At 63.1% G+C, this 21529-nt stretch carries 21 protein-coding genes; 13 read left to right on the top strand and 8 right to left on the bottom strand.

All coding sequences use genetic code 11. The features are described 5' to 3' along the window. The first annotated feature begins 14 nt into the window (after positions 1-14). The 6 genes from AAG821_RS06800 (at position 15) to AAG821_RS06775 (ending at position 5798) form a co-directional block, all read left to right on the top strand. A complete protein-coding gene (locus AAG821_RS06800) occupies positions 15-1409 on the top strand; it encodes an ABC transporter substrate-binding protein (RefSeq protein ID WP_341909450.1) in 1395 nt (464 codons plus the stop codon). A gap of 106 nt (positions 1410-1515) precedes the next feature. Next, a complete protein-coding gene (locus tag AAG821_RS06795; RefSeq protein WP_341909451.1) occupies positions 1516-2310 on the top strand; it encodes a sugar ABC transporter permease in 795 nt (264 codons plus the stop codon). Next, on the top strand, positions 2307-3149 hold the full coding sequence (locus AAG821_RS06790; protein ID WP_341909453.1) for a carbohydrate ABC transporter permease: 843 nt from the start codon (positions 2307-2309) through the stop codon (positions 3147-3149). Before AAG821_RS06795 ends, AAG821_RS06790 begins: the two co-directional genes overlap by 4 nt. A gap of 40 nt (positions 3150-3189) precedes the next feature. Then, complete coding sequence (ugpC, locus tag AAG821_RS06785) at positions 3190-4263, top strand: sn-glycerol-3-phosphate ABC transporter ATP-binding protein UgpC (protein ID WP_341909455.1); 1074 nt, start codon at positions 3190-3192, stop codon at positions 4261-4263. A gap of 12 nt (positions 4264-4275) precedes the next feature. Continuing rightward, complete coding sequence (locus AAG821_RS06780) at positions 4276-5166, top strand: 2-dehydro-3-deoxygalactonokinase (RefSeq protein WP_341909457.1); 891 nt, start codon at positions 4276-4278, stop codon at positions 5164-5166. Then, on the top strand, positions 5163-5798 hold the full coding sequence (locus AAG821_RS06775; RefSeq protein ID WP_341909459.1) for a 2-dehydro-3-deoxy-6-phosphogalactonate aldolase: 636 nt from the start codon (positions 5163-5165) through the stop codon (positions 5796-5798). The genes AAG821_RS06780 and AAG821_RS06775 overlap by 4 nt, the downstream gene beginning before the upstream one ends. A 1-nt stretch (position 5799) precedes the next feature. Here AAG821_RS06775 and AAG821_RS06770 read toward each other — a convergent pair whose 3' ends face one another. Continuing rightward, on the bottom strand, positions 5800-6891 hold the full coding sequence (locus tag AAG821_RS06770; RefSeq protein WP_341909461.1) for a patatin-like phospholipase family protein: 1092 nt from the start codon (positions 6889-6891) through the stop codon (positions 5800-5802). Between the two features lie 34 nt (positions 6892-6925). Here AAG821_RS06770 and AAG821_RS06765 point away from each other — a divergent pair, with 34 nt between their 5' ends. Further along, the gene (locus tag AAG821_RS06765; RefSeq protein WP_341909464.1) at positions 6926-7822 is read left to right on the top strand and encodes a methyltransferase domain-containing protein; all 897 of its coding nucleotides are present in this window, start codon (positions 6926-6928) and stop codon (positions 7820-7822) included. Here the strand turns inward: AAG821_RS06765 and AAG821_RS06760 are convergent. Continuing rightward, on the bottom strand, positions 7819-8427 hold the full coding sequence (locus tag AAG821_RS06760) for a TetR/AcrR family transcriptional regulator (protein WP_341909466.1): 609 nt from the start codon (positions 8425-8427) through the stop codon (positions 7819-7821). The genes AAG821_RS06765 and AAG821_RS06760 overlap by 4 nt on opposite strands. A gap of 87 nt (positions 8428-8514) precedes the next feature. On the opposite strand from AAG821_RS06760, the gene AAG821_RS06755 reads away from it, so the two are divergent. Then, positions 8515-8949, top strand: coding sequence for a VOC family protein (locus AAG821_RS06755; protein ID WP_341909468.1), 435 nt, complete (start codon positions 8515-8517; stop codon positions 8947-8949). Here AAG821_RS06755 and AAG821_RS06750 read toward each other — a convergent pair. The 5 genes from AAG821_RS06750 to AAG821_RS06730 form a co-directional block, all read right to left on the bottom strand. Then, on the bottom strand, positions 8946-9410 hold the full coding sequence (locus AAG821_RS06750) for a (deoxy)nucleoside triphosphate pyrophosphohydrolase (RefSeq protein ID WP_341909470.1): 465 nt from the start codon (positions 9408-9410) through the stop codon (positions 8946-8948). The two genes, AAG821_RS06755 and AAG821_RS06750, sit on opposite strands and share 4 nt — an antisense overlap. After that, positions 9391-10626 carry a bifunctional glutamate N-acetyltransferase/amino-acid acetyltransferase ArgJ gene (argJ, locus tag AAG821_RS06745; protein WP_341909471.1) on the bottom strand — a complete coding sequence of 412 codons (1236 nt, stop codon included), beginning with the start codon at positions 10624-10626 and terminating at the stop codon, positions 9391-9393. Before argJ ends, AAG821_RS06750 begins: the two co-directional genes overlap by 20 nt. A 26-nt stretch (positions 10627-10652) precedes the next feature. Next, positions 10653-11531, bottom strand: a complete 879-nt coding sequence (locus tag AAG821_RS06740) for a peptidylprolyl isomerase (protein ID WP_341909473.1) — start codon at positions 11529-11531, stop codon at positions 10653-10655. A 95-nt stretch (positions 11532-11626) separates the two neighbouring features. Then, positions 11627-14104 carry a patatin-like protein gene (locus AAG821_RS06735; protein WP_341909475.1) on the bottom strand — a complete coding sequence of 826 codons (2478 nt, stop codon included), beginning with the start codon at positions 14102-14104 and terminating at the stop codon, positions 11627-11629. Between the two features lie 84 nt (positions 14105-14188). Continuing rightward, positions 14189-15211 (bottom strand): alpha/beta hydrolase, encoded by a 1023-nt coding sequence (locus tag AAG821_RS06730; RefSeq protein ID WP_341909477.1) that lies wholly within the window; start codon positions 15209-15211, stop codon positions 14189-14191. Between AAG821_RS06730 and ribA the strand changes: the two genes are divergently transcribed. From ribA to AAG821_RS06710, 4 genes are all read left to right on the top strand, one after another. Next, the gene (gene ribA / locus AAG821_RS06725) at positions 15210-16322 is read left to right on the top strand and encodes a GTP cyclohydrolase II (RefSeq protein ID WP_341909478.1); all 1113 of its coding nucleotides are present in this window, start codon (positions 15210-15212) and stop codon (positions 16320-16322) included. The genes AAG821_RS06730 and ribA overlap by 2 nt on opposite strands. A 221-nt stretch (positions 16323-16543) precedes the next feature. Beyond that, positions 16544-17632, top strand: a complete 1089-nt coding sequence (locus AAG821_RS06720; RefSeq protein ID WP_341909480.1) for a hypothetical protein — start codon at positions 16544-16546, stop codon at positions 17630-17632. A gap of 52 nt (positions 17633-17684) precedes the next feature. After that, the gene (locus AAG821_RS06715) at positions 17685-18191 is read left to right on the top strand and encodes a L,D-transpeptidase family protein (protein ID WP_341909482.1); all 507 of its coding nucleotides are present in this window, start codon (positions 17685-17687) and stop codon (positions 18189-18191) included. A gap of 40 nt (positions 18192-18231) precedes the next feature. Then, complete coding sequence (locus AAG821_RS06710) at positions 18232-19383, top strand: hypothetical protein (RefSeq protein ID WP_341909483.1); 1152 nt, start codon at positions 18232-18234, stop codon at positions 19381-19383. On the opposite strand, the gene AAG821_RS06705 is transcribed toward AAG821_RS06710, so the two are convergent. Then, positions 19359-20315 (bottom strand): alpha/beta hydrolase, encoded by a 957-nt coding sequence (locus AAG821_RS06705; RefSeq protein WP_341909485.1) that lies wholly within the window; start codon positions 20313-20315, stop codon positions 19359-19361. The two genes, AAG821_RS06710 and AAG821_RS06705, sit on opposite strands and share 25 nt — an antisense overlap. 151 nt (positions 20316-20466) lie before the next feature. Here AAG821_RS06705 and AAG821_RS06700 point away from each other — a divergent pair, with 151 nt between their 5' ends. Further along, positions 20467-21456 carry a nitronate monooxygenase family protein gene (locus AAG821_RS06700; RefSeq protein ID WP_341909487.1) on the top strand — a complete coding sequence of 330 codons (990 nt, stop codon included), beginning with the start codon at positions 20467-20469 and terminating at the stop codon, positions 21454-21456. Positions 21457-21529 lie beyond the last annotated feature (73 nt).

Genomic DNA, 21529 nt, shown 5'->3' with positions numbered 1-21529 from the left:
AGGGAGGAATAAAAATGCGTAAGTCAACCATGCGTAAAACCGCGGGTCGGATTCTCGCCGGCGCGGTATTGGGCGGCGCGGTTCTGGCCGGTGCAATGCCTGCACAGGCCCAGGAAAAGCTGACCGTCTGGTTCAACAAGGGCTTCTACCCGGCGGAGGACGTCGCGCTGAATGCGGTGATTGACCGCTTCAAGCAGAAGACCGGCGTGACCGTCGAACTCAGCCTGTTCGGTGTCGAAGACATCATCACCAAGGCCGTGTCGGCGGTGGAAGCCAAGACCCCGCCGGACGTGGCTTTCGGCTGGACCTTCGATTTCCGCACGGCCGGCAAGTGGGCCTATGAAGGCAAGCTGGAAGATCTGTCGGATGTCATCACGCCGAACAAGGACAAGTTCCTGGCCGGCGTGCTGGATACGGCTTTCCTGCAGGGTCCGGGTGGCAAGCGCGCCTATTACGGCATGCCGATCTACCAGCAGACCATGCATGCGAATTACTGGAAGGACATGGTCGAGGAAGCCGGTTTCAAGGAAACCGACATCCCGAAGGACTGGAAGGGCTACTGGTCCTTCTGGTGTGACAAGGTGCAGCCCGGCCTGCGCGCCAAGGGCAAGCGCGTCTACGGCATCGGCCACCCCTCGTCAGTGGAAGCTTCGGATACCTTCTACAGCTTCCTTTCCTATGTGAATGCCTATAACGCGATGCCGGTCGACAAGGACGGCAAGCTGCTGATCACCGATCCGAAGATCAAGGCGGGCATGGTTGCCGCGCTGAAGGACTACACGGATATCGTGGTCAAGGGCTGCACCCCGCCCGGTTCGCTGTCGTGGAAGGATGTCGACAACAACGTTGCCTTCCACAACAAGACAACCCCGATGACGCATAACGCGACCATCTCGCTGCCCGGCAAGCACATGGACGACATGATGAATGCCAAGGAGCAGAAGGATCGCGACCAGGCTAAGACCAACTACTATGACCTGATCCGCACCACCAACTGGCCGGCCAAGCCCGATGGGCAGCCACTGCCGAATCTGGTGTCGATCAAGCTGGCGGTGGCCTTTGCCGATGCGCCGAACAAGAAGCGTGCCAAGGAATTCCTCGCTTTCCTGGCCCAGCCCGAGAATCTGATCCCCTATACCGAGGGTTCGCTCGGGCGCTGGTTCCCGGTCACCAAGGAAGCGGCGGAACGCCCCTTCTGGCAGGAAGACCAGCATCGCAAGAATGTGTACCAGCAGTTCGTGAAGCAGCCGACCGTGCCGTTCCCGTTCGTCTATAACTACAAGTTCACCACGGTGAATGCGGAGAATGTGTGGGGTCGTGCCATGTCGCGCGTCGTCCAGGACAAGGTTTCGCCCGAGCAGGCGGTCGACGAGATGTTCGCCCGCATCAAGCAGCTGGTCGAAGGCTGAGTCTGAGTAGCGGCTGATCGTCGTGGTTGCTGTTATCGACGTGCAAGCCGGGGAAAAGGCCCCAGGTCGTCTCTCGCAAGAGGCGATCTGGGGTCTCATTTTCCTCGTGCCCTATATCGTTCTGTTCCTCACCCTGGTGATCTACCCGGTCGGCTATGGCCTGATCCTGGGCACCAATCCCAAAAGCTATGTGCGGCTCTGGACCGATCCGGTCTTCACGCGCACCATCGTCAACACTGTGGTCTTCCTCGGCGTGGCGGTGAACATCAAGCTGTTCCTGGCCTTGCTGCTGTCCGGCTTCTTCGTGCATGAGAAGCGCTGGATTCGCTGGCTCAGCGTGATCTTCATCCTGCCCTGGGCGATTCCCTCGATTCCCACCATCCTGTCCTTCCGCTGGATGCTCAATGCCGAGTGGGGCATGCTCAATTCGCTGATCTTCCGCCTCACGCTGGAAGACGGGCCGAACTGGCTGCTCGACCGCTGGAGTGGACTGGGGATGATCTCCCTGGTGCATATCTGGAAATATCTGCCGTTCTGGACCCTGATCATGCTGGCCGGCCGTCTGGCGATCCCGAAGGATCTCTATGAATCCGCCGATGTCGATGGCGCCAGTCCGCTGCAGAAATTCTTCTATGTCACCTTCCCGAGCATGCGGAATCTCTACATCACCTGCACATTGCTCTCGACCATCATGAGCCTGGGCGATTTCAACTCGATCTATCTGCTGACAGGCGGTGGGCCGGCTGATTCGACACAGACGCTCGCCACGCTGGGCATTCGGTATGCCTTCGGCATGTCGGAAGTCGAGGTGGGTGTCACCACCGTGGTCGTGGCGCTGCCGGTGATGCTGCCGCTGCTGGTGCTCATGCTGCGGCGGATGAGAAAAGGCGAGCAGCCATGAGTCTGCGTAAAGTCCTAGTTGAAGCGCGCCTGATGTTGCTTGGAGTCATCATCTTCGTCTGGACGCTGATCCCGATTTATCATCTGTTTGTCATGTCGATCACGCCGCGCGTGGAGACCTTTGCCGGCGCGCTCTGGCCATCGCGTCCGACGCTGGAAAATTACGAGACCGTCGTAAAGCAGGGTCACTACTATCTCGAGCATTTCTGGCAGCAATTGTGGAACAGCGCTTTCGTCGCCGTGATGGTCTGTGTCATCACGCTGGTCATTGCCTCCACCGCCACCTTTGCAATCAGCCGTCTGCGGGTGCGCGGCGGCCGCTTGGTCTCCAATATGGCGCTGGCGACCTATCTGATCCCGCCGGCCTTCCTGGCGATCCCGATGTACAAGGTGATGGGCGTCTATGGCCTGCTCAACACGCAATGGTCGCTGATCCTGACCATGGTGACCTTCGCTTCGCCTTATGCCATCTGGGTGCTGAAGCAATATGCCGACAAGCTGCCCTATGAACTGGACGAAGCCGCTCGCATCGATGGCGCCAGCCCGCTGCAGATTTTCCGCCTGATCTATTTGCCGCTGATGGCGCCGTCGCTGGTGGCGATTGGTACCTATGCCCTGCTGCTGGCCTGGAACGAGTATCTTTATGCGTTCCTGCTGCTGTCGGCGGACAAGGATATCACCCTGGCCGTGGCGCTTGGTCATTTTCTCACCACCGACGATGCGCCGTTCAATGTGCTGATGGCGACGGGTGCGGTTTATGCATTGCCGCCGGCGGCGATCTACTACGTGTTCCGGCGTTACATGGTGTCCGGCCTCACTGCGGGGGCAGTGAAGTCGTAATTCTTGCGACGACAATAAAAAGAGTAACAGGGAGTTTGAAATGGCGAGCGTGAGTGTGGAAGCGGTGCGCAAACGCTATGGCGCGCTGGAAGTGGTCCACGGCATCGATATTGCGATCCCGGATGGCGAGTTCGTCGTTCTGGTTGGCCCGTCCGGCTGCGGCAAGTCCACGCTTCTGCGCATGATCGCCGGTCTGGAGGAGATCTCGGGTGGCATCGTTCGCATCGGCGAGCGGGTGGTGAACGAAATTCCGTCGAAAGACCGGGATATCGCCATGGTGTTCCAGAATTATGCGCTCTATCCGCATATGACGGTGCGCGAGAATATGGGCTTTTCGCTGAAGCTGCGCAAAGCCGATCGGGACACGATCGGCGAGCGGGTCAAGCGTGCCTCGGAGATTCTTGGTCTCGATGCCCTGCTGGACCGTTATCCCAAACAGCTGTCGGGCGGACAGCGCCAGCGCGTCGCCATGGGGCGTGCCATTGTGCGCAATCCGCAGGTCTTCCTGTTTGACGAACCGCTCAGTAACCTGGATGCCAAGCTCCGCGTGCAGATGCGCACTGAAATCAAGGCCCTGCATCAGCAGCTGAAAACCACCTCGATCTACGTCACCCATGACCAGATCGAGGCGATGACCATGGCGGACCGCATCGTGGTGATGCATGACGGCATCGTCGAGCAGATCGGCACGCCGCTTGAGCTTTATGACCGCCCCGCCAATCTGTTCGTCGCCGGCTTCATCGGTTCGCCGGCCATCAATCTGATTCGCGGCACGTTGCGCCGCGATGCGGCGCGCAGCTGGGTATCCACCGATGCCGGCATCGATCTGCCGCTCAATGGCAACATCATCGGCCAGGATGGCCAGGCAGTGGTCTATGGCATCCGGCCCGAGCATCTGTCGCCATCGGATAGCCAGGGGCTGCCGGTGACCGTGGGCGTGGTTGAGCCGACCGGCGCCAGTACCTTTGTCTATGCCGACCTCAGCGGCGCGCAGATTTGCGGTGTTTTCAGCGAGCGGCACGGGTTCAATCCCGGTGGCAAGATGCATCTGATGCCGCAACTCGATCGCGTGCATCTCTTCGATTCTGCTACAGGGCGACGCCTGTCGGCCTGAGCAGCAGCTGGCATGATCGGGATAGACTGGGGCAGCAGCGGCTTTCGTGCCTATCGCATGGCGGCCGATGGCACGGTCCTGGAACGCCGTGTTGCTGCCTCCGGCATCGTCAGCCTGACGCCGACCGACTATGCCGCCGTCCTGCAGCAGCAGATTGGCGATTGGCTGCAGGCCGACCCGGCCGCGACCGTGTTGCTGTCCGGCATGGTGGGCAGCCGGCAGGGCTGGCGCGAGGTTCCTTACGCCGAATGTCCGGCCAGCCTGGCGGACCTGTCCGGCAAGCTATGTCCGGTCGAGCTTGGCGGCGGGCGCCTGGCGCATATCGTGCCCGGCCTGTCCTGCCGCAATAAGGATGGCATCCCCGATGTCATGCGCGGCGAGGAAACCCAGATTTTCGGTCTCGATCTGGCCGGCGATGTCACGATCTGCTTACCCGGCACCCATTCCAAGCATGTCCAAATCCGCGGTGGTCGCATCACCGATTTTGCCACGGCGATGACTGGCGAAGTTTTCGCCCTGCTGAGCAGCCATGGCCTGATCGCCGCGATGTTACAGGCGGAAAACGGCCCGGACCTGGATACCGCGGCCTTTGAAGCCGGCCTTGCCCTATCCGGCCAGCCGGACGGCCTGCTGCACCATCTGTTCAGTGTGCGCACGCGAAGGCTGTTTAATGAGCTTTCCGCGGTGGCTGCGACGCACTATCTTTCAGGTATCCTGATCGGCCATGAGTTGCGGGCGACCGCCTGGGCTGGAAAGGTCGTCATCGTCGGAACCGGCGTGCTGACGATGCGTTACCGGAAGGCTTTCGCCTTCCTCGGCATGGATGCCGATGTGGCGCCGGAAGATGCTGCGGCAACCGGGCTGTATCGCCTGGGGTTGCTAACGGCGAGGAGGACGCCATGAAGGAACTTTCAAGCTGGCTGCAGGCCTGCCCGCTGGTCGCCATTCTGCGTGGCGTGAAGCCCGAGGAGGTGGTGGATATCGGCGCCGCCCTTATCGAGACCGGTATCCGCATCATCGAGGTGCCGTTGAATTCGCCCGATCCGCTGACCAGCATCAAGAATCTGGCCAAGCGCTATGGCGATCAGGCGCTGATCGGCGCCGGCACCGTGGTCGACTGCACGATGGTCAAGCGCATCTGCCAGGCAGGTGCCCAGCTGGTGGTGTCGCCGCATGCCTGCGGCGATGTCGTGCAGAAGGCCAAGGTGCTCGACATGATCTCTATCCCCGGCTTTGCCACACCGACGGAAGCTTTTGCCATGATCCAGGCCGGCGCCGATGGGCTCAAGCTGTTTCCGGCCGAGGCTTTCTCGCCGGCGGTGCTGAAAAGCCTGCGGGCCGTGTTGCCCAGCACCATGCCGGTGATTCCGGTCGGCAGCATCAATGCCGACAACATGGATCCCTGGCTGGAAGCGGGTGCGGCTGGCTTCGGTCTGGGCGGTTCGATCTACAAGCCCGGCTTCACGCCGCAAAAGGTGGCTAAGCGGGCCCGCGCGGTGATGCGGGTGATCCAGCCGGCGGTCGCGGCAGAATAATTTACAGGAATTTCGCCACGATATCGGTGGTGGACGCCTTGCCGATATCGTTGAGATGCTTGCGCAGAAATGTGCCGGCCTGGCGCCGGCCCAGCGCATGGAGTTTCTGCAGGAAGCCCCATTCGACATTGTATTTGCTGGTGGCACCATAAGCGGCGAGCTGCTCCTCGGCGTCGATGGTATGGATCAGCATGTGCTTGAGCCGGCCGCCATCATCGAAACCTGATTCAACCAGCCGGGTGACAAAGGCAATGGCACGCATCTCGCGCACCAGGCTGGAGTTGAAACTCAGGGTGTTGGCGCGGTCGAGAATGGATTGTGGGGTTTTCGGGACGCTGGGAATCCGCATCGGGTTGATCTGCACGATCAGTACATCGCGGCTGTCGCAATTATAGATGATCGGGAAGATCGGCGGGTTGCCCATGAAGCCGCCATCCCAGTAGTAGCTCTTGCCGATTTTCACGGCCTGGAACAGCTGCGGCAGGCAGGCGGAGGCGAGCAGGGCATCGATGGTAACATCGCGGTTCTGGAAAACCTTGATCTTGCCTTCCAGTACATCGGTGGCGCAGACGAACAGCTTGACCGAGCTGCAATCGTGCAGGCTGTCGCAGTCGATGGTCTTTTCCAGGATGCCGCGCAGCGGATTTTTGTTGTTCGGATTGGTCTGGTACGGCGAGGCAAGCTTGGTGCTCATTTCCAGCAGCTGGTAGCTCGGCGAATAGTCGATGCCACCGAATTTGAACCATTGATCCAGCATGGTCGGCCGGAAGGGTGACAATGCTGCTGCATCGGCCACCCGCTTCCAGAACTCCTGCAGGCTGGCACGTGCCATGGTCGGGCCGCCCTTATGCAGGCCATAGGCCATGACGGCGGCATTCATCGCACCGGCCGAGGTGCCACTGATGCCTTCGATCTCAAAGCAATCTTCTTCCAGCAGCCGGTCGAGTACCCCCCAGGTGAAGGCGCCATGGGTGCCGCCGCCCTGCAAGGCGAGATTGAGTGGCTTGCGCTTCTGCGTCCGCCGCGCCGGCTGGGATGCTGCCGCTTTGACCGCCTTGGCGATGGCCTTCTTAATTTTTGTCCGTACCGGCATGGCGAGGTGCGTTGGCCCGTGGCAAAATGCAGCAATGAACGACACTATGCAGGTCTTCGACCGCGGCGCCAAGCGGCGTCAGCGCCAGCGTTTGATAGGGGGGGGCGCCGGCGATTTCGATTTCCTGCGCGCGGCCGTGGCCGAACGCCTGCTCGACCGCCTGGACGATGTGCGGCGCAGCTTTCCCCGAGCACTGGTTCAAGGTTGCAATGCAGCCTGGCTGCAGCCGCATCTGGCTGGCCGTGGCCAGATCGAGACTCTTGTGAGCATGGATGCGGTACCGGGTGGCGGCTGCCATGTGATCGGCGACGAAGAGTTTCTGCCGTTTGGCGAGGGGCAATTCGATCTGGTGGTCGGGTTGCTCAATCTGCACTGGGTCAACGATCTGCCGGGCGCCCTGATCCAGATCCGTCGGGCGCTGAAACCTGATGGCCTGTTCCTTGGCGCCATGCTGGGTGGGGCGACGCTGACCGAACTGCGGCAGTCCTGGCTGGCGGCCGAGGCTGAAGTCGAGGGCGGTGCCAGCCCACGGGTCTCGCCGATGGCCGAGACTCTGGATGGTGCGGCATTGCTGCAGCGCGCCGGTTTTGCTCTGCCGGTTGCCGACAGCGAGGTCATTCCGGTTACCTATGCCGATGCCTTCAGTCTGATGCGCGACCTGCGCGGCATGGGCGAGGGCAATGCGGTGCATGATCGGCGCAAGCACTTCACCCGTCGGTCGACGTTATTTCGCATGGCGGAGCTGTATCAGCAGCGCTTTGCCGGTGCCGATGGCCGCATCCCGGCGACCTTCGAGGTGATCACGCTCACCGGCTGGTCGCCGCATGACAGCCAGCAGAAGCCATTACGGCCCGGCCAGGCCACGCATCGTCTGTCGGATGCGCTTGGCACCGTGGCCTATCCGGTCGGCGGCCCGCCAAAGTCCAACTAGGTCTCTGGCGTGAACAGCAGTTCCAGGATGCGTTTGAGCGTCGCGTCAGCGGCCTTGCGTGCAGCCACATCGTCCTTGGCCTCGGCCAGCCACAGCACAGCCTCGTTCATCGCACCGCTCAACAGATAAGTCAGCGCCTCGGCTGGCAGCCGCTGACTGCGCGGCAACTCGGCCAATGCCGCCTCGATGCCCTGCCGTAACGAGCCCATGCCATGGCGTGCATCGATCTCGCGCCAGCGCTGCCAGCCGATCACCGATGGCGCGTCGATCAGGTAAATTTGTCGGGCTGCCGGCTGCAGGCAGGCATCCATGAACGCTTGCGTGCCTTTAACCAGTGCATCGACCGGTGATTTAGCCTTGCTGGCGGCTCTTTCAATCTCATCCAGCACCTCCTGCCCCACCTGCTCGACCACGGCGCTGAACAGCGCCTGTTTGTCGGTGAAGTGGTAGTAGAGCGCGCCACGGGTCACGGCTGCCCGCGCCACCACCTCTTCGGTGCCGGTGGCGGCATAGCCCTTTTCGGCAAACAGGGCGCGCGCAGTGGCCAGCAGGGCGGCCCGCGTCGCGGCATGTTTTTCAGCCTTGGTCTGACGTTTTTCTTGCATACATACAGCCTGTATGTTTATATCTGGCCCGCAGCAGGTTGTCCAGCCTGCTCATCCATCACCCGTTCGTCCGTCCAGGAGGCCGCCATGAAACTCACCAGCTATTACCCCGTGATCTGCACTGCCGTCCTGGCCGAGACCCGGGCGTTTTATGAAACCCATTTCGACTTTGCCCCGGCCTTCGAGAGCGACTGGTATGTCCATCTGACCAGCCGGAGCGATTCGCGCGTCCATCTTGCCATACTCGACCACAGCCATCCGACGATTCCCGAAGGATACCGCAAGCCGGCCCAGGGCATGCTGATCAACTTCGAGGTCGAGGATGTAGATGCGGCCTATGAAAAGGCGCAGGGAGCGGGCTTGAATATCCGCCTGTCGCTGCGCGACGAGGTCTTCGGCCAGCGCCATTTCATTGTCGCCGACCCCAGCGGTGTGCTGGTGGATGTGATCAAGCCGATTGCGCCGTCGGAAGAATTCGCAGCCCAATACAAGCCCGAAGTTCTGGAAAGGATATCCGGCTAGCCGAGCAGGTCGCGCAGCATCGCCACCAGCGGCACGTCGGCCGGCGGCATCGGCAGTTCGGCCATCTTGATCGGCCGCGCCCATTTCATCGCCTGGCCTTCGCGCGGCTGTGGCTGGCCGGCCCAGCGGCGGCAGACATAGAGCGGCATCAGCAGGTGGAAGTCGTCATAGGCATGGCTGGCGAAGGCAAAAGGCGCCAGGCAGGCCGCACTGATATCCAGATGCAGTTCTTCATGCAGCTCGCGGATCAATGCGGCTTCCGGGGTTTCGTTTTTTTCAACTTTGCCACCGGGAAACTCCCACATGCCGGCAAGCTTTTTGCCCGGTGGCCGCTGGGTCAGCAACACGCGGCCGTCGGTATCCACCAGGGCGACAGCAACCACCAGAACGACTGGCTTGGGCGCGAGCAGGGCCGAGGCGTCGCCGGGGCAGAGCGGGTCGTCAGCTGCGATAGTCGGCATTGATATCGATATAGCCGTGCGTCAGGTCGCAGGTCCAGACCCGTGCCGTGCCTTTGCCGACTGCCACATCCACCTCGATGCGCACATCGCGGCTCTTGAAATGCTTGGTCGCGGCCGCATCGTCGTGATCAGGCCGCACCATGCCGTTCTTGGTCACTGGCTTGCCGCCAAGCTTGATCACCAGTTTGTCGCGATTGGCTGGTTCGGCTGATTTGCCGACCGCCGCGATGATGCGGCCCCAGTTGGCATCGGCGCCGGCAATCGCCGTCTTCACCAGTGGCGAATTGGCAATCGCACGGGCGATGATGCGCGCGGAGGTGTCGCTCTTGGCGCCAGTAACGTCGATGGTCACCAGCTTCTGGGCACCTTCGCCATCGCGGGCGATCTGCTGGGCGAGGTCGCTCATCACGGCAGTCAATGCGCGGCGAAAGTCGGCCAGCCGCTTGTCGGATGCCTTGGCATGCAGGGCATTGCCGGCCTTGCCGGTGGCGAACAGCAATACACTGTCTGAGGTCGAGGTATCACCATCCACCGTCAGGCAGTTGAAGCTCTGGTTGTTGGCCGCCTTCAGCAGTGCCTGCAGCGTATCGGCGGGCAACTTTGCATCCGTGACGATGAAGGCCAGCATGGTCGCCATATCCGGCGCGATCATGCCTGAGCCCTTGCAGAAGCCGTTGATCGTCACGGTCTTGCCGTCGATCTTGCAGGTGGCGCCGGCCAGCTTGGGGAAGGTGTCGGTGGTCATGATCGCCTTGGCAGCGGCCATCCAGCCCTCGGCCTTCAGCCCGGCTTTCAGTTTGGGCATCTGGGCCACGATCTTCTCGGCCGGCAGGATCTGGCCGATTACGCCGGTCGATGCCAGATAGACCTCATTGGCCTTGCAGCCGAGCGTCTTGGCGGCACCATCGGCGGTGGCTTTCACCGCCTGGGCACCGGCCTTGCCGGTGAACACATTGGCGATGCCGGCATTCACCACCAGCGCGCGGGCCGCACCGTTGGGCAGCACCTTGCGGCACCATTCCACCGGCGCACCGGGCATGGAGGAGCGCGTGAACAGGCCGGCCACTGTTGTGCCGGGCGCGAATTCGATCAGCAGCAGATCTTCGCGGCCTTTGTAGCGCATGCCGGACAGGGCGGTGGCAAAGCGTGCTCCGGCCACGACCGGCAGTTCGGGATAGGTGGACGGTGCCAGCGGTGAAACCGGATGCGCGGCCATCGGTATGCTCCTGGGACTTGGCGGTATTACTTTTTCTTCGGCTCAGCGGGCGCGATGGTCGGCAGCTTGCTGCCGCCCGGCTGCTGCCAGTCGAGTTGTTCGATCTTGGCGGTCTTGCGTAGATCGGCGACCAGCTTCTCCACAGTTTCGCCGGCCATCATGTCATAGACCTGACCGCGCACATCCTCGAACTTCGGCGGGTCCGACTTGCGGCGGGCTTCCACCTTGATCACATGCCAGCCGAACTGGCTCTTCACCGGTGCGTCGGTAACCTGGCCGGGCTGGAGCTTGAAGGCGGCTTCGGCGAATTCCGGCACCATCTTGTCCTTGGTGAAGAACCCGAGATCGCCGCCGGTGGCGGCGGTCGGGCCGGTCGAACGCTTTTTGGATACTTCGGTGAAATCGGCGCCCTTCTTCACTTCCTCGAGTGCGGCTTTCGCATCAGCCTCGCTGGCGACCAGGATATGGCGCGCATGCACTTCTTCCTGCGGCGGCTGCTGCTTGATCAGCTCCTCGTAACGGGCCTTCATCTTGGCTTCAGTCACTTCCGTCTTCACCTTGCGGTCAAGATAGGCCTGCTGCAGCACCTGTTCGCGGGCGGACTGCAGCTGCTTCTTGACGGCCGGATCGTCGCCCAGCTTGGCCTTCTCGGCGGCGTCGCCGAGCAGCCGGCGGGCCGCCAGCTCGTTGATGATGCCAGGCAGGATCTGCTCGATCGGAATCTGCGCCATTTGCGGCGGCAGCTGGTTGTAAAACTCCATCACCGCCGATCGCAGGATCGGCTGGCCGTTGACGCGGGCAACCACCGGGTCATCGGCGGTCTTGGCCGGCTGCGCCAACGCAAGCGGGCTGGCAACCGCAACGGCGGCGGCAAGGAAAAGGACGGCAGGAATTGAACGGGTCACGGCACGGCTCGCTTGGCTGAAATTGGTCGCTTGGCTGAAATTGGCCGCCGAGCATACGCCAAATTGCCGCCCGGACAAGGCGCGGAAACGGCGATTCAGGCGGCTTTCCCGGCCGCTATGGCATCCAGTTCCAGGCGCAGATCGGCAATCAGCGTCTGGCTGACAGCCAGGTTCGCCGCCTCGCGATCAAGGATCATGCGGAAGGCTTTCAGTTTGATCGCCATACGGTCGAGCGGGATCTGCTGGCCTGGCCCGCTGGCGGCGTCGTAGACAATGTCGATCAGGCGATCGGCGGCATGCAGCCGGCCCCAAAGGTAGTCATTCTCGCGATGCACGCGGCTGAAGAAACCGCCAAAGCGCCCGAGATTGACGCCCTTTAACGTGCTGCCGCGCCGGATGGCCACGGCATCTTCCGGGCTGATGCGGTCGATGCGGATTTCGTTGAACTCGCCGAGGTCGCGCCAGTTGGTGATGGTGAAGGTGAGCACGTCCCAGAACGGAAAGCCGATATAGCTGACCAGGAGATCACGCCTGGCCTTGCTGCTCCAGTCCTGCGGCTGCAAATCGGCAAACAATCCGTCCAGCTGGTCGGTGCGGCGGTTCAGATCGATATCATTGGCCATGGCGTCGATGGCGGTATCGATGGCAACCAGATTGGCGCGCGCGAAAGCTTTCGCGTCCTGTGCCATATGATCGGCCTGCTGCAGCGCGACGCGACGGAAGAACAATGCCTTGACACTGTCGACCGTTGCGACCGACAGGCAATCGGCGCCGCTGAGGTGGCGCAGGGTTTCCTGCGCCTCGTAGAGTGCGCGCTTCAGCTTGTCGAGCTGCTCGGCTTTCAGGCCGCGGTGGTCCGCATCGGCCAGCTTGCCATAGAGCTGATTGAGTTGCTGCACCAGGAAGCGCACGCGACGCTGTCGGAAGGCGACATCGAAACGCAACAGGAAGCGGACCCAGCGGGGTAGGGCATCGATACCGGCCCCGGGTTTGGCGCGCTCGAACTGCTTGACGGTATAGCAGACGCCACGGTCCTCGGCCCAGTGCAGCAGGGCCTGTCGCGTCCACTGCGCCTCGGTCGAGCGCTCGCCATAGTCACAGGCATCGCAGACCAGGCGCGTGACAAAGTCCAGCACGGCGCCCAGCTTGAGGCGCACATAGCCTTCATAGGCAAATCCGGCTTCGCGCACGGCGCGCTCGCTCACCTGCATGCGCCAGAGTCGGATTTCCATCTCGCTGAGCGGCGTATCCAGATGCTGCGGCGCGCTTTCTTCCACCAGTTCCGCGATCTGCGGCTGCGTCGCCTCGATCACGCCACGCAGATGGCGCACGCGTTCATTGAAACGGCTGACGCCGATCAGTTCATCGGCAATCGGCTCATTGCGCGGGATATCGCTGAGTGACCCTTTCAACACACGGAAGAAGCCGGGGATGCGGCCGGTCGGTGGCGGCGCGGGGCGTAACGGTTGCGGATCGATGTAAACCAGGCGGCGATCGACCTCGCGATAGGCCGGGCGGCCACGGATCGCCTTCATCGCCGCCGCAAACGGCTTGTTGGCCAGCACGCCACCATCGACGAAGGAGGTCAGCTCAGGGTCGAGATCGGCGCGCAGATAATCTGCAAAATTGCGCGCGATGAAGGCGGTACGATTCTCCCATTGCCGGCCCTGTTCGGCCAGCAGCCGGTCGACCTCGCCGATCTGTGCCGGCGGAAAGGCACCGGGGAATGCCGAGGTGGCGCGGCCGGCAAAGGCCAGCGCCGGTGCATCGGCGCGAGTGAAATCGGACTGTTCTTCGCCGCTCGGCCAGCGGCGGTAGCCGAAGCGCAAGGTGTGGCGATGTTCGCGGTCGCGCACATAGGGCGGATCGTGGATCGGGATATGCTGCAGGAAGCCGTAGAAATCGGTCAGTGTCACCAGCAGGTCGAGTGCCAGATTGGTCGGCATCAGCGAGTCGCCGGGTTTCGCCGGATCGCCCATGGCCTCCAGGCCAGCCATCAGCTGGCGTAGCAGATGCGTGCCGTCGAAAGGCGGCTGGAACCAGCGGGAGCGGGTGAACAGGGAAATCTTGTTGAAGATTTCGGTATCGCCAAGCAGCAGACGGCCGAAACGCGAGCGCGCCGCCAGCCATAGCAAGGGCCGCATGTAGGCCTTGCTCCACTGGCTCGCACGTTTCTCGGTATCGAGCAGGCGTTCGACATCGGCTTCGCGGAGCCACAGGTTGCGGAAATGGTCGATGCGCAGGTCATGTGCCAGCGCGCGACCGAGGATCAGGCCATTGATGCCGCCGGCCGAGGCGCCGGCGATCACATCGACGACAACGCGCAAATCGACATGCTTGCCGATTTCCTGCAGCAGCTCGAAATAGGCATGCTCGCTGTCATACTCGGTATCGCTGGGATGCACATGATCGGCGAAGCTGGCGGTTTCCCGCGCCGCGCCCTTGGGCAATGCGTGATAGGCCCGCGAGGCGCGCACCAGCTTGAGAATTTCCTTGGTCACGCCATGCATGTAGATGGCGAGCGAGACGCCGCCGAAACATACCAGCGCGAGGCGCAGTTCCTTTTCCTGCAAGCAGGTCTCCCCGGTCCTGCCGCGGCTGCGCGGCTACAGCCTTGAGTCTGCCTTGCTATGGCCCCGGGCTCAAGCGGCGACTCGTCATGACACGGAGAGAGCGAGCAGGGCGCTGGCGGCATCCTCCAGGCAGGCATCGCCTTCGGGCATCAGGCCGGCAAAGTTCGGCCAGGCATGTGGCAAGCCGTGCCACATCCGCAGGCGCACCGGTGTGCCAGCCGCCTGGGCCTTCACCGCCAGTTGCAGGGAGTCGTCACGCAGCAACTCGCTATCGCTGACATGCAGCTGCAGGGGCGGCAGGCCAGCCAGATCGCCATAGAGTGGCGAGAGAAGCGGCTCCGCGCGATCATGGCTCCCGGCATAGAGCCCGGCGGCAAACTGCAGGTGATCGGCGGTGAACCAGGCGCAGCGCGCGGCATTCTCGGTGATTGCGGGGCTGCTGCAGGTCAGGTCGGTCCAGGGTGAAAACAGTGTCGCCGCGGCCGGCAGCGGCAGGCCCTGCTGCTTGCAGGCCTGCATCAACGCCAGGGCCAGGCCGCCGCCGGCCGAGTCTCCGGCCAGCCACAGACGGTCGGCCCGCCAGCCCTCGGCCAACAGCCAGCGCCAGGCGGCCAGAGCATCGTCCAGTGCTGCGGGATAGGGATGCTCGGGTGCCAGGCGGTAATCCAGGGCGAAGACGGCAACCCCCAGCCGATGGGCCAGGCGCGCAGTGATGGCCCGATGGGTGCGCGGATTGCCGGCGATGTAGCCACCACCATGCAGATAAAGCAGCGCACGGCCACGCCGGGCCTGCCGTGGTCGCAGCCATTCGCCATGCACGGGATTTTTGACCCGCTCCACCGTGATGCCGGGCAGGGGGCGGCTGCGGGTCAGTGCCCCCATCAGCGCACGGATCAGCGGCACATCCATGCGGTTGACGCGGCGTGGCTTGATCAAACGGCGCAGGCCGCGGGCGATCAGGCGGGCCTGCAGGCTGGGGGCGACCCAGGGGGCGAATTCGGCATTTCCCGGCGGCAGTGGATCGGTGTAACCGGCATCACCCCGGGGCTCATCCTTGGTCCGGTGGCTTGCCCGGCTGCCGCCAGAGTCGTACATCGGATCGGTCATGACTGCTCTTTCCCCTTCCGCTGCCACCATTGCCGTCGATCGCGCCGGCCACGAACTGCGTCGTGGGCGTCCGGTGCTGCTGACCGGCAGCCTGGGCGAGCGCGCCATCGTGCTGGCCGCCGAAACCCTGACCGAACCGACTCTGGCCGAACTGCGGCAGTGGGACAATACAGCGGCCCTGGTGCTGCCTGCCTCGCGCGCCGCCGTGCTGCATATCGGCCCCACCGGGCATGACATGCTTCTGTTACCCTTGCGTGACCTGCCGGCTGCACCAGAGGAACAGGCTTCCCTCATCCGCGATCTGGCCGATGCCAGCCGTGATCTGGCGGCGCCGCTGCGTGGCCCGTTCACGCGGCTCAAGGCGGCGGCGCCGGAAACCGCGCGTCTGGCGGTGAAACTGGCCAAGACCGCCTATTTGCTGCCGGCCGCTGTTCATATCGCATTGCCCGCCGATGCCGTGCCGCCTGCCGATATTCACAGCCTGCCGGCCGAGGCTGTGGCAGGTTACGACATGGCTGCAGCGGAAACCCTGGTCCCGGTCAGCCAGGCGCGCCTGCCGGTGATGGATGCCGAGGATGCCCAGCTCTTCGCCTTCCGCCCGGCCGATGGCCGGCAGGAGCATTTTGCCCTGGTGATCGGGGCGCCTGATCCTTCCTCACCTGTGCTGACGCGGCTGCATTCGGAATGCTTCACCGGCGACCTGCTGGGCAGCCTGCGTTGCGATTGCGGCGAGCAGCTGCGTGGCGCCATCCGCACCATCAGCGCGGCCGGCGGCGGCGTGCTGTTGTACCTGGCCCAGGAGGGCCGCGGCATCGGCCTGGTGAACAAGCTGCGCGCCTACCAGCTGCAGGACCAGGGTTTCGATACAGTGGATGCCAATCAGCGGCTTGGCTTCGATGCCGACGAGCGCTGGTTCCTGCCGGCTGCCCGCATGCTGCAGCGGCTTGGCTTCAACCGGGTGCGGCTGCTGACCAATAACCCGGAAAAAGTGACGGGCCTGGCCGCCTGCGGGATCGACGTGGCCGAGCGGGTGCCCCACAAATTTCCCTCCAATGCCCATAACGAGGCCTATCTGGCCGCCAAGCGCAAACGCTCCGGCCATTACCTCTGACGCCCGGCAGGAATTGCCGGGCTACGTCGATTTAGCCGTTAACTATATGAATTCTCTCGGCTGAATCTTGGCCCGCGGCTTGCAAATCTTGGGTCCGAGGAAGGACCATGATGCCAAGCCCGATCCCTGCAACCGCCTACAGCACCCCCCCGGTGCCCCAGCCGACGGCCTTTAGGCCCCCGGCGCGGGATCGGTTTGCGCAGGGTGCGTCGGGCCAGGATATGGAAGTTCTGGGTGCAGTGCCGACCGCGGCGTCTCAGGTCAGCAGCGAAAACAGCACCACCGAGGCCAAAGACAGCCGTCCGTTGTTTGGCAAGGACGGATTCACCTTCGGGGACCTGCTCGACATCATCAATCCGCTGCAGCATATCCCAGTCGTTTCGACCGTTTATCGCGCCATCACCGGCGACAAGATCGATGCCGGCGCGCGCATTATCGGTGGTGGCCTGTTCGGCGGTCCGATCGGTCTGGCCGTCTCGATGGTCAGCGGCATGGTTGAAGAGACCACCGGCAAGGATCCGGGTGAACATGCCCTGGCCGCGCTGGGTATCAATATCGGGCCGGGCAACCAGGATGTGCTGGCAACGGCACTGGCAGATGCAACGCAGCCGCCCAATGGCATGACGCAGGGCGAATTGGCGGGGTTGCAGGCGCAGGGTGCACAGTTGCAGGCCGCACAGGCACAGGGAGTGACCGGGGCATTGCCCGCCCAGGATCTCAAGCTTGGCGTGACGGCCGATGATGGGCGTGGCCGCAAGTTGGCAGATAATGCTGCAGGCCAGTCGGCGCCGCGGCCGAACGGACCGGTGGAATTGCCCGCCGATCTGTTCCAGGCCCTCAAGCAGACTGCGGCGACCCAGCAGGCGAATGCGCAGTCCACCGCCGCAAATACCGCCACAGCCAATCAGGTGCTGCTGCAGCAGCCGTCCCAGTCGCGCAATGCCGGGCCGATGCAGACCAACACTGCGGCTGCCAACTCGAATGCCGGCCCCATGCCTGACAATGCCATCCGCACGGCTGATGGCCGCACCTGGTTCCCGGCCTTCCCGACGGTGGGCAGCGGTGCGCCGGCACCGAGCCGCGCTGTCGGCACTTCGCCGGTGACGCAACAGAATGGCGCCTCGAAATTTGGCATCACCCGCGGTGCGTCCTATGCGGCCTCGCCGCAGGCCGCCACTGCCGCAACCGCCGCCCAGATCCAGCAGAGCAGCGATCCACAGGCCGAATGGGCGAACCGTGCCAGCGAAGCCTATCAGAAGTATTTCGAGATGCAGGACCAGAAGAACCGCCGTGCCGGCATCGTTCAATAAGCCAAGGCTGCAGCCTCTTGCATCGTTGCTCTGAATACCGCTTGATCGCGGCATGAGCGACATTCTCGTCACCCCTGACGGTATCCTGCAATTCGGCGGTCTGCGCTTTCGTTGTGCGCTGGGCAAGGGCGGTGTGCGGCCAGAGGCCGACAAGCGCGAGGGCGATGGTGCGACACCGCTCGGCCGCTACCCGATCCGCCAGGTGTTTTATCGGGCTGATCGCCTGGCGCCACCCGAGACCCGCCTGCCGCTGCAGGCACTGACCCGGCAGGACGGCTGGTGCGACGACCCTGCCGATCCGGCCTATAATCGGTTTGTCACGCTGCCCTATGCCGCGAGTCATGAAAAACTCTGGCGCGAGGATCATGTCTACGACGTGATTGCCGTGATGGGGCATAATGATGACCCGCCGGTGCCGGGCCTGGGCAGCGCCATATTCCTGCATGTCGCGCGGCCCGATTACAGTGGCACAGAAGGCTGTGTCGCTTTGGCACTGCCGGACCTGCTGGCCCTGCTGGCGGTGGTCAAGCCGACAACCCATCTGTACCTGCGCGCGTAGAATCGCCTAAGCTGATCCGGCAAAGCAGGGCGGGCAGGGCATGCGTCTGGCGGGAGCGATTGCGGTTGGTATTGCGGCATTCATGCTGCTGACAGCAACGACCTTTGCGCAGAGTTTCGTCGAAGGCACGCATTACTGGTTCGAACCGGCAGTGTTTCCCGGCGACCATGCGCCGAAGGATCATCCGCGTGGGCCCGACAAGGCGCGCGGCCTGGTGATCTGGAATGGCGGCTACGACTCCAGCAAGATGGCGCTCGAGAAGGTACCGCCGATTGTGCAGTATTTCGCCGAGGCGGGCTGGGACGCCTACAATCTACGGCGCCATACCAACGTGATTGGCGGCCAGGTGCCGGTGGTGATGCTGCATAGCATCGAGCGCGCCAGGGCGATGGGGTATCGCCGCATCTTGCTGTTCGGGCAGTCGCGCGGTGCTTTCGCTTCGATCCAGACCGGCAGCTACAAGGCCGATATCCTCGGTATCCTGCCACTGGCTCCGGCCGGCTTTGGCGATTACGGCCGTTCCAGTGACTGGCGCCAGAACGATTTCTATATCCGCACGCTCTGGGAGCCCTACAAGGACACTGGCATCCGGGTGGCTGCCGGATTTTTCACCGGTGATGACTGGTATGAAACCAAGCAACCGCATGTGCGCGGGCCCTATGCTGCCAGGCGGCTGACCGAGTTGGGCGTGCCGAATTTCATCATCGACCAGCCAGCCTATGCCAACATGCAGTCGCATTTTGGCGGGCTGGGCTGGGAATTCGCGCGCCGTTATGGCCCTTGCCTGGACCATTTCTTCGAAACCGGGCGACAGCCGAGCTGCACCGAAACTGGTCATGCCAGTGCTGCAGTCTTCGGTATCAAACTGCCGAAGGCTGTGCCGGCGGCAGACACGCCCTTCACCGGTCTTTGGCAGGGTACCTGGAAATCGGGTCGCTTTGCTGCCATGGCGATTGCATCGCGGGCGGGCGGATTGCGGGCCGAATACTTGCTCGGCAAGGGTATCAACGGTGACAAACCGGAATCCAGCGCGATGGATCTGGTACCGGCAGGGGAAGCCTATGAGCGACCGGGCAACATCACCTTCCGTTTCGAGATGGAACCCGATGATCGCCTCAAAGTGATTCGTATCGACCGGTCGCGGCCCGGCGCCGCCGAGAATTCCGGCTATTTCCTGCGGGTGGCCGACTGATAACCGGCTTTGGTCGCTGCCAGGTCGATGGCGGCCAGAACGGCGGCCGGGCGTGAGAAATGCAACGGGTGCCCGCCGCCATTGGTCACCACCAGTTCAGCCCCGGGGATCGCGGCTGCCAGCGGGCGACCGTGGATAAACGATGACACCGAACGGTCGGCATCGTTGACGACAATCACCACGGGCAACCGCAGACCGGAATAGTGCGGGGCCTGCCCGCGCAGGAAATCATCCAGCGCGCGCACTTCGCGCGCCGTGGCGGCAAAATCAGCCGGCCGCAGGCTCAGGGCCACTGGTGTTTTGCGGAATGCACCCGGTACCGGCTCGGGTGCGAATACCGAGTCCACTGCGCTTTCCTTCAGCATGGCGCCGACCGGTGCGACGATGGTGTGTTTCAGCACCGGGCCGATCAATGGCGCATCGGCAATGCCGAAGGGCAGGGCGGCCGTCTGTCGCCAGGGATGCGAGGCTGGACTGACCAGCACGAGTGCCGCAACCGCATCGGGGTATTGCAGCGCATAGCTCAGCGCAACCGCGCCGCCATAGGAGAAGCCGAGCAGAATCGGCTTTTTCACGCCGAGCGTGTTCAGCGCGGCGTGAAGATAGCGCGCCTGGCCATCGGGCGTAGCGGCATAATCGGGATTGCCCTGTTCGGTATAGCCATGGCCTGGACGATCGATCGCAATCGAGCGGTAATGCTGCTGCGTCTGCGGCATCAGGCTGATGGCGAAATCCTCGGCAAAGCCATAGGCACCGTGGATCATCACCAGCGGCGCACCTTCACCGCGCTCGATGATGTGCTGGCGGATGCCACCGGCCTCGATCAGCCGGCCGGTTGGGGGGAAATCCTGTTCTGCCTGTGCCGTCAGGTGTTCGCTGGTGGCCCCCAGGCCGAACAGGGCGACACCAAGAAGGATCAGGGCTGTAAGCATTTGTACCTTTGCCGTTTGTCAGCTTGTACGGCTGGCGTAGCCGGATGGATGACTGCCGTAACGTCAATGTGAGGGATTCGCACTTGACCGGATTGACGGCACCGCGGGCCTGCCCGATCATCCAGCCAACGAATTTCCTTGGAGGAAACCCATGACCCTACCTGCCGTCGTTCAGGGCCGTCTTTCGCTGCCGGTCATCGGCTCGCCGATGTTCATTGTGTCCGGTCCCGAACTGGTGATCGCCCAGTGCAAGGCTGGCATCGTCGGTTCCTTCCCGGCGCTGAATGCACGGCCGGCGGAAGTGCTGGAACAGTGGCTGCAGCGCATCACCACCGAACTGGACGAATATCGCGCCCGGCATCCGGACAAACCGGTGGCGCCGTTTGCCGTCAACCAGATCGTGCACCAGTCGAACGACCGGCTGCAGCATGACGTCGAGATGTGCGTCAAATACAAGGTGCCGATTGTCATCACCAGCCTGCGCGCGCCGAACGAAGTGGTGGACGCCATTCACTCCTATGGCGGCATCGTGCTGCATGACGTGATCAATATCCGCCATGCCAAGAAGGCGCTGGAGGCCGGTGTCGACGGCCTGATTCTGGTTTGCGCCGGTGCCGGCGGTCATGCCGGTACGCTCAGCCCGTTTGCGCTGGTTTCGGAAGTGCGGCAGTTCTTCGACGGTCCGCTGGCGCTGTCGGGCTCGATCGCCCATGGCCGCCATATCCTGGCCGCGCAGGCGATGGGTGCCGATTTCGCCTATATGGGCACGCGCTTCATCGCCACCCAGGAAGCCAATGCGGTGCCGGGCTACAAGCAGATGCTGATCGACTCGGCGGCCGGCGACATTGTCTATTCCTCGCTGTTCACCGGCGTGCATGGCAATTACCTGAAAAAAAGCATCATCGCCGCCGGCATGGACCCCGATAACCTGCCGGAAGCCGACAAGAGCACCATGAGCTTCGGTTCCGGCGGCAGCTCCAAGTCGAAGGCCTGGCGTGACATCTGGGGTGCGGGCCAGGGCGTCGGCCTGATCGAGGATGTGCCCAGCGTTGCCGATCTGGTCGCCCGCCTGAAACGCGAATACGATAGCGCCAAGGCCGAGCTGGTCGGCGGCAGCCGTGCTGCGCAGGCTGCCGAATAAGCCGACGGCAGAATAGCGCCTCGCTACCGGACCGTCCGACTTAGACGAGGGTCTTAACCCTGCCCCCATGGCC

Source organism: Ferrovibrio terrae (genome assembly GCF_943372915.1).
Taxonomy (GTDB): domain Bacteria; phylum Pseudomonadota; class Alphaproteobacteria; order Ferrovibrionales; family Ferrovibrionaceae; genus Ferrovibrio; species Ferrovibrio terrae_A.
This window is presented reverse-complemented; position numbering and strand designations above follow the sequence as displayed.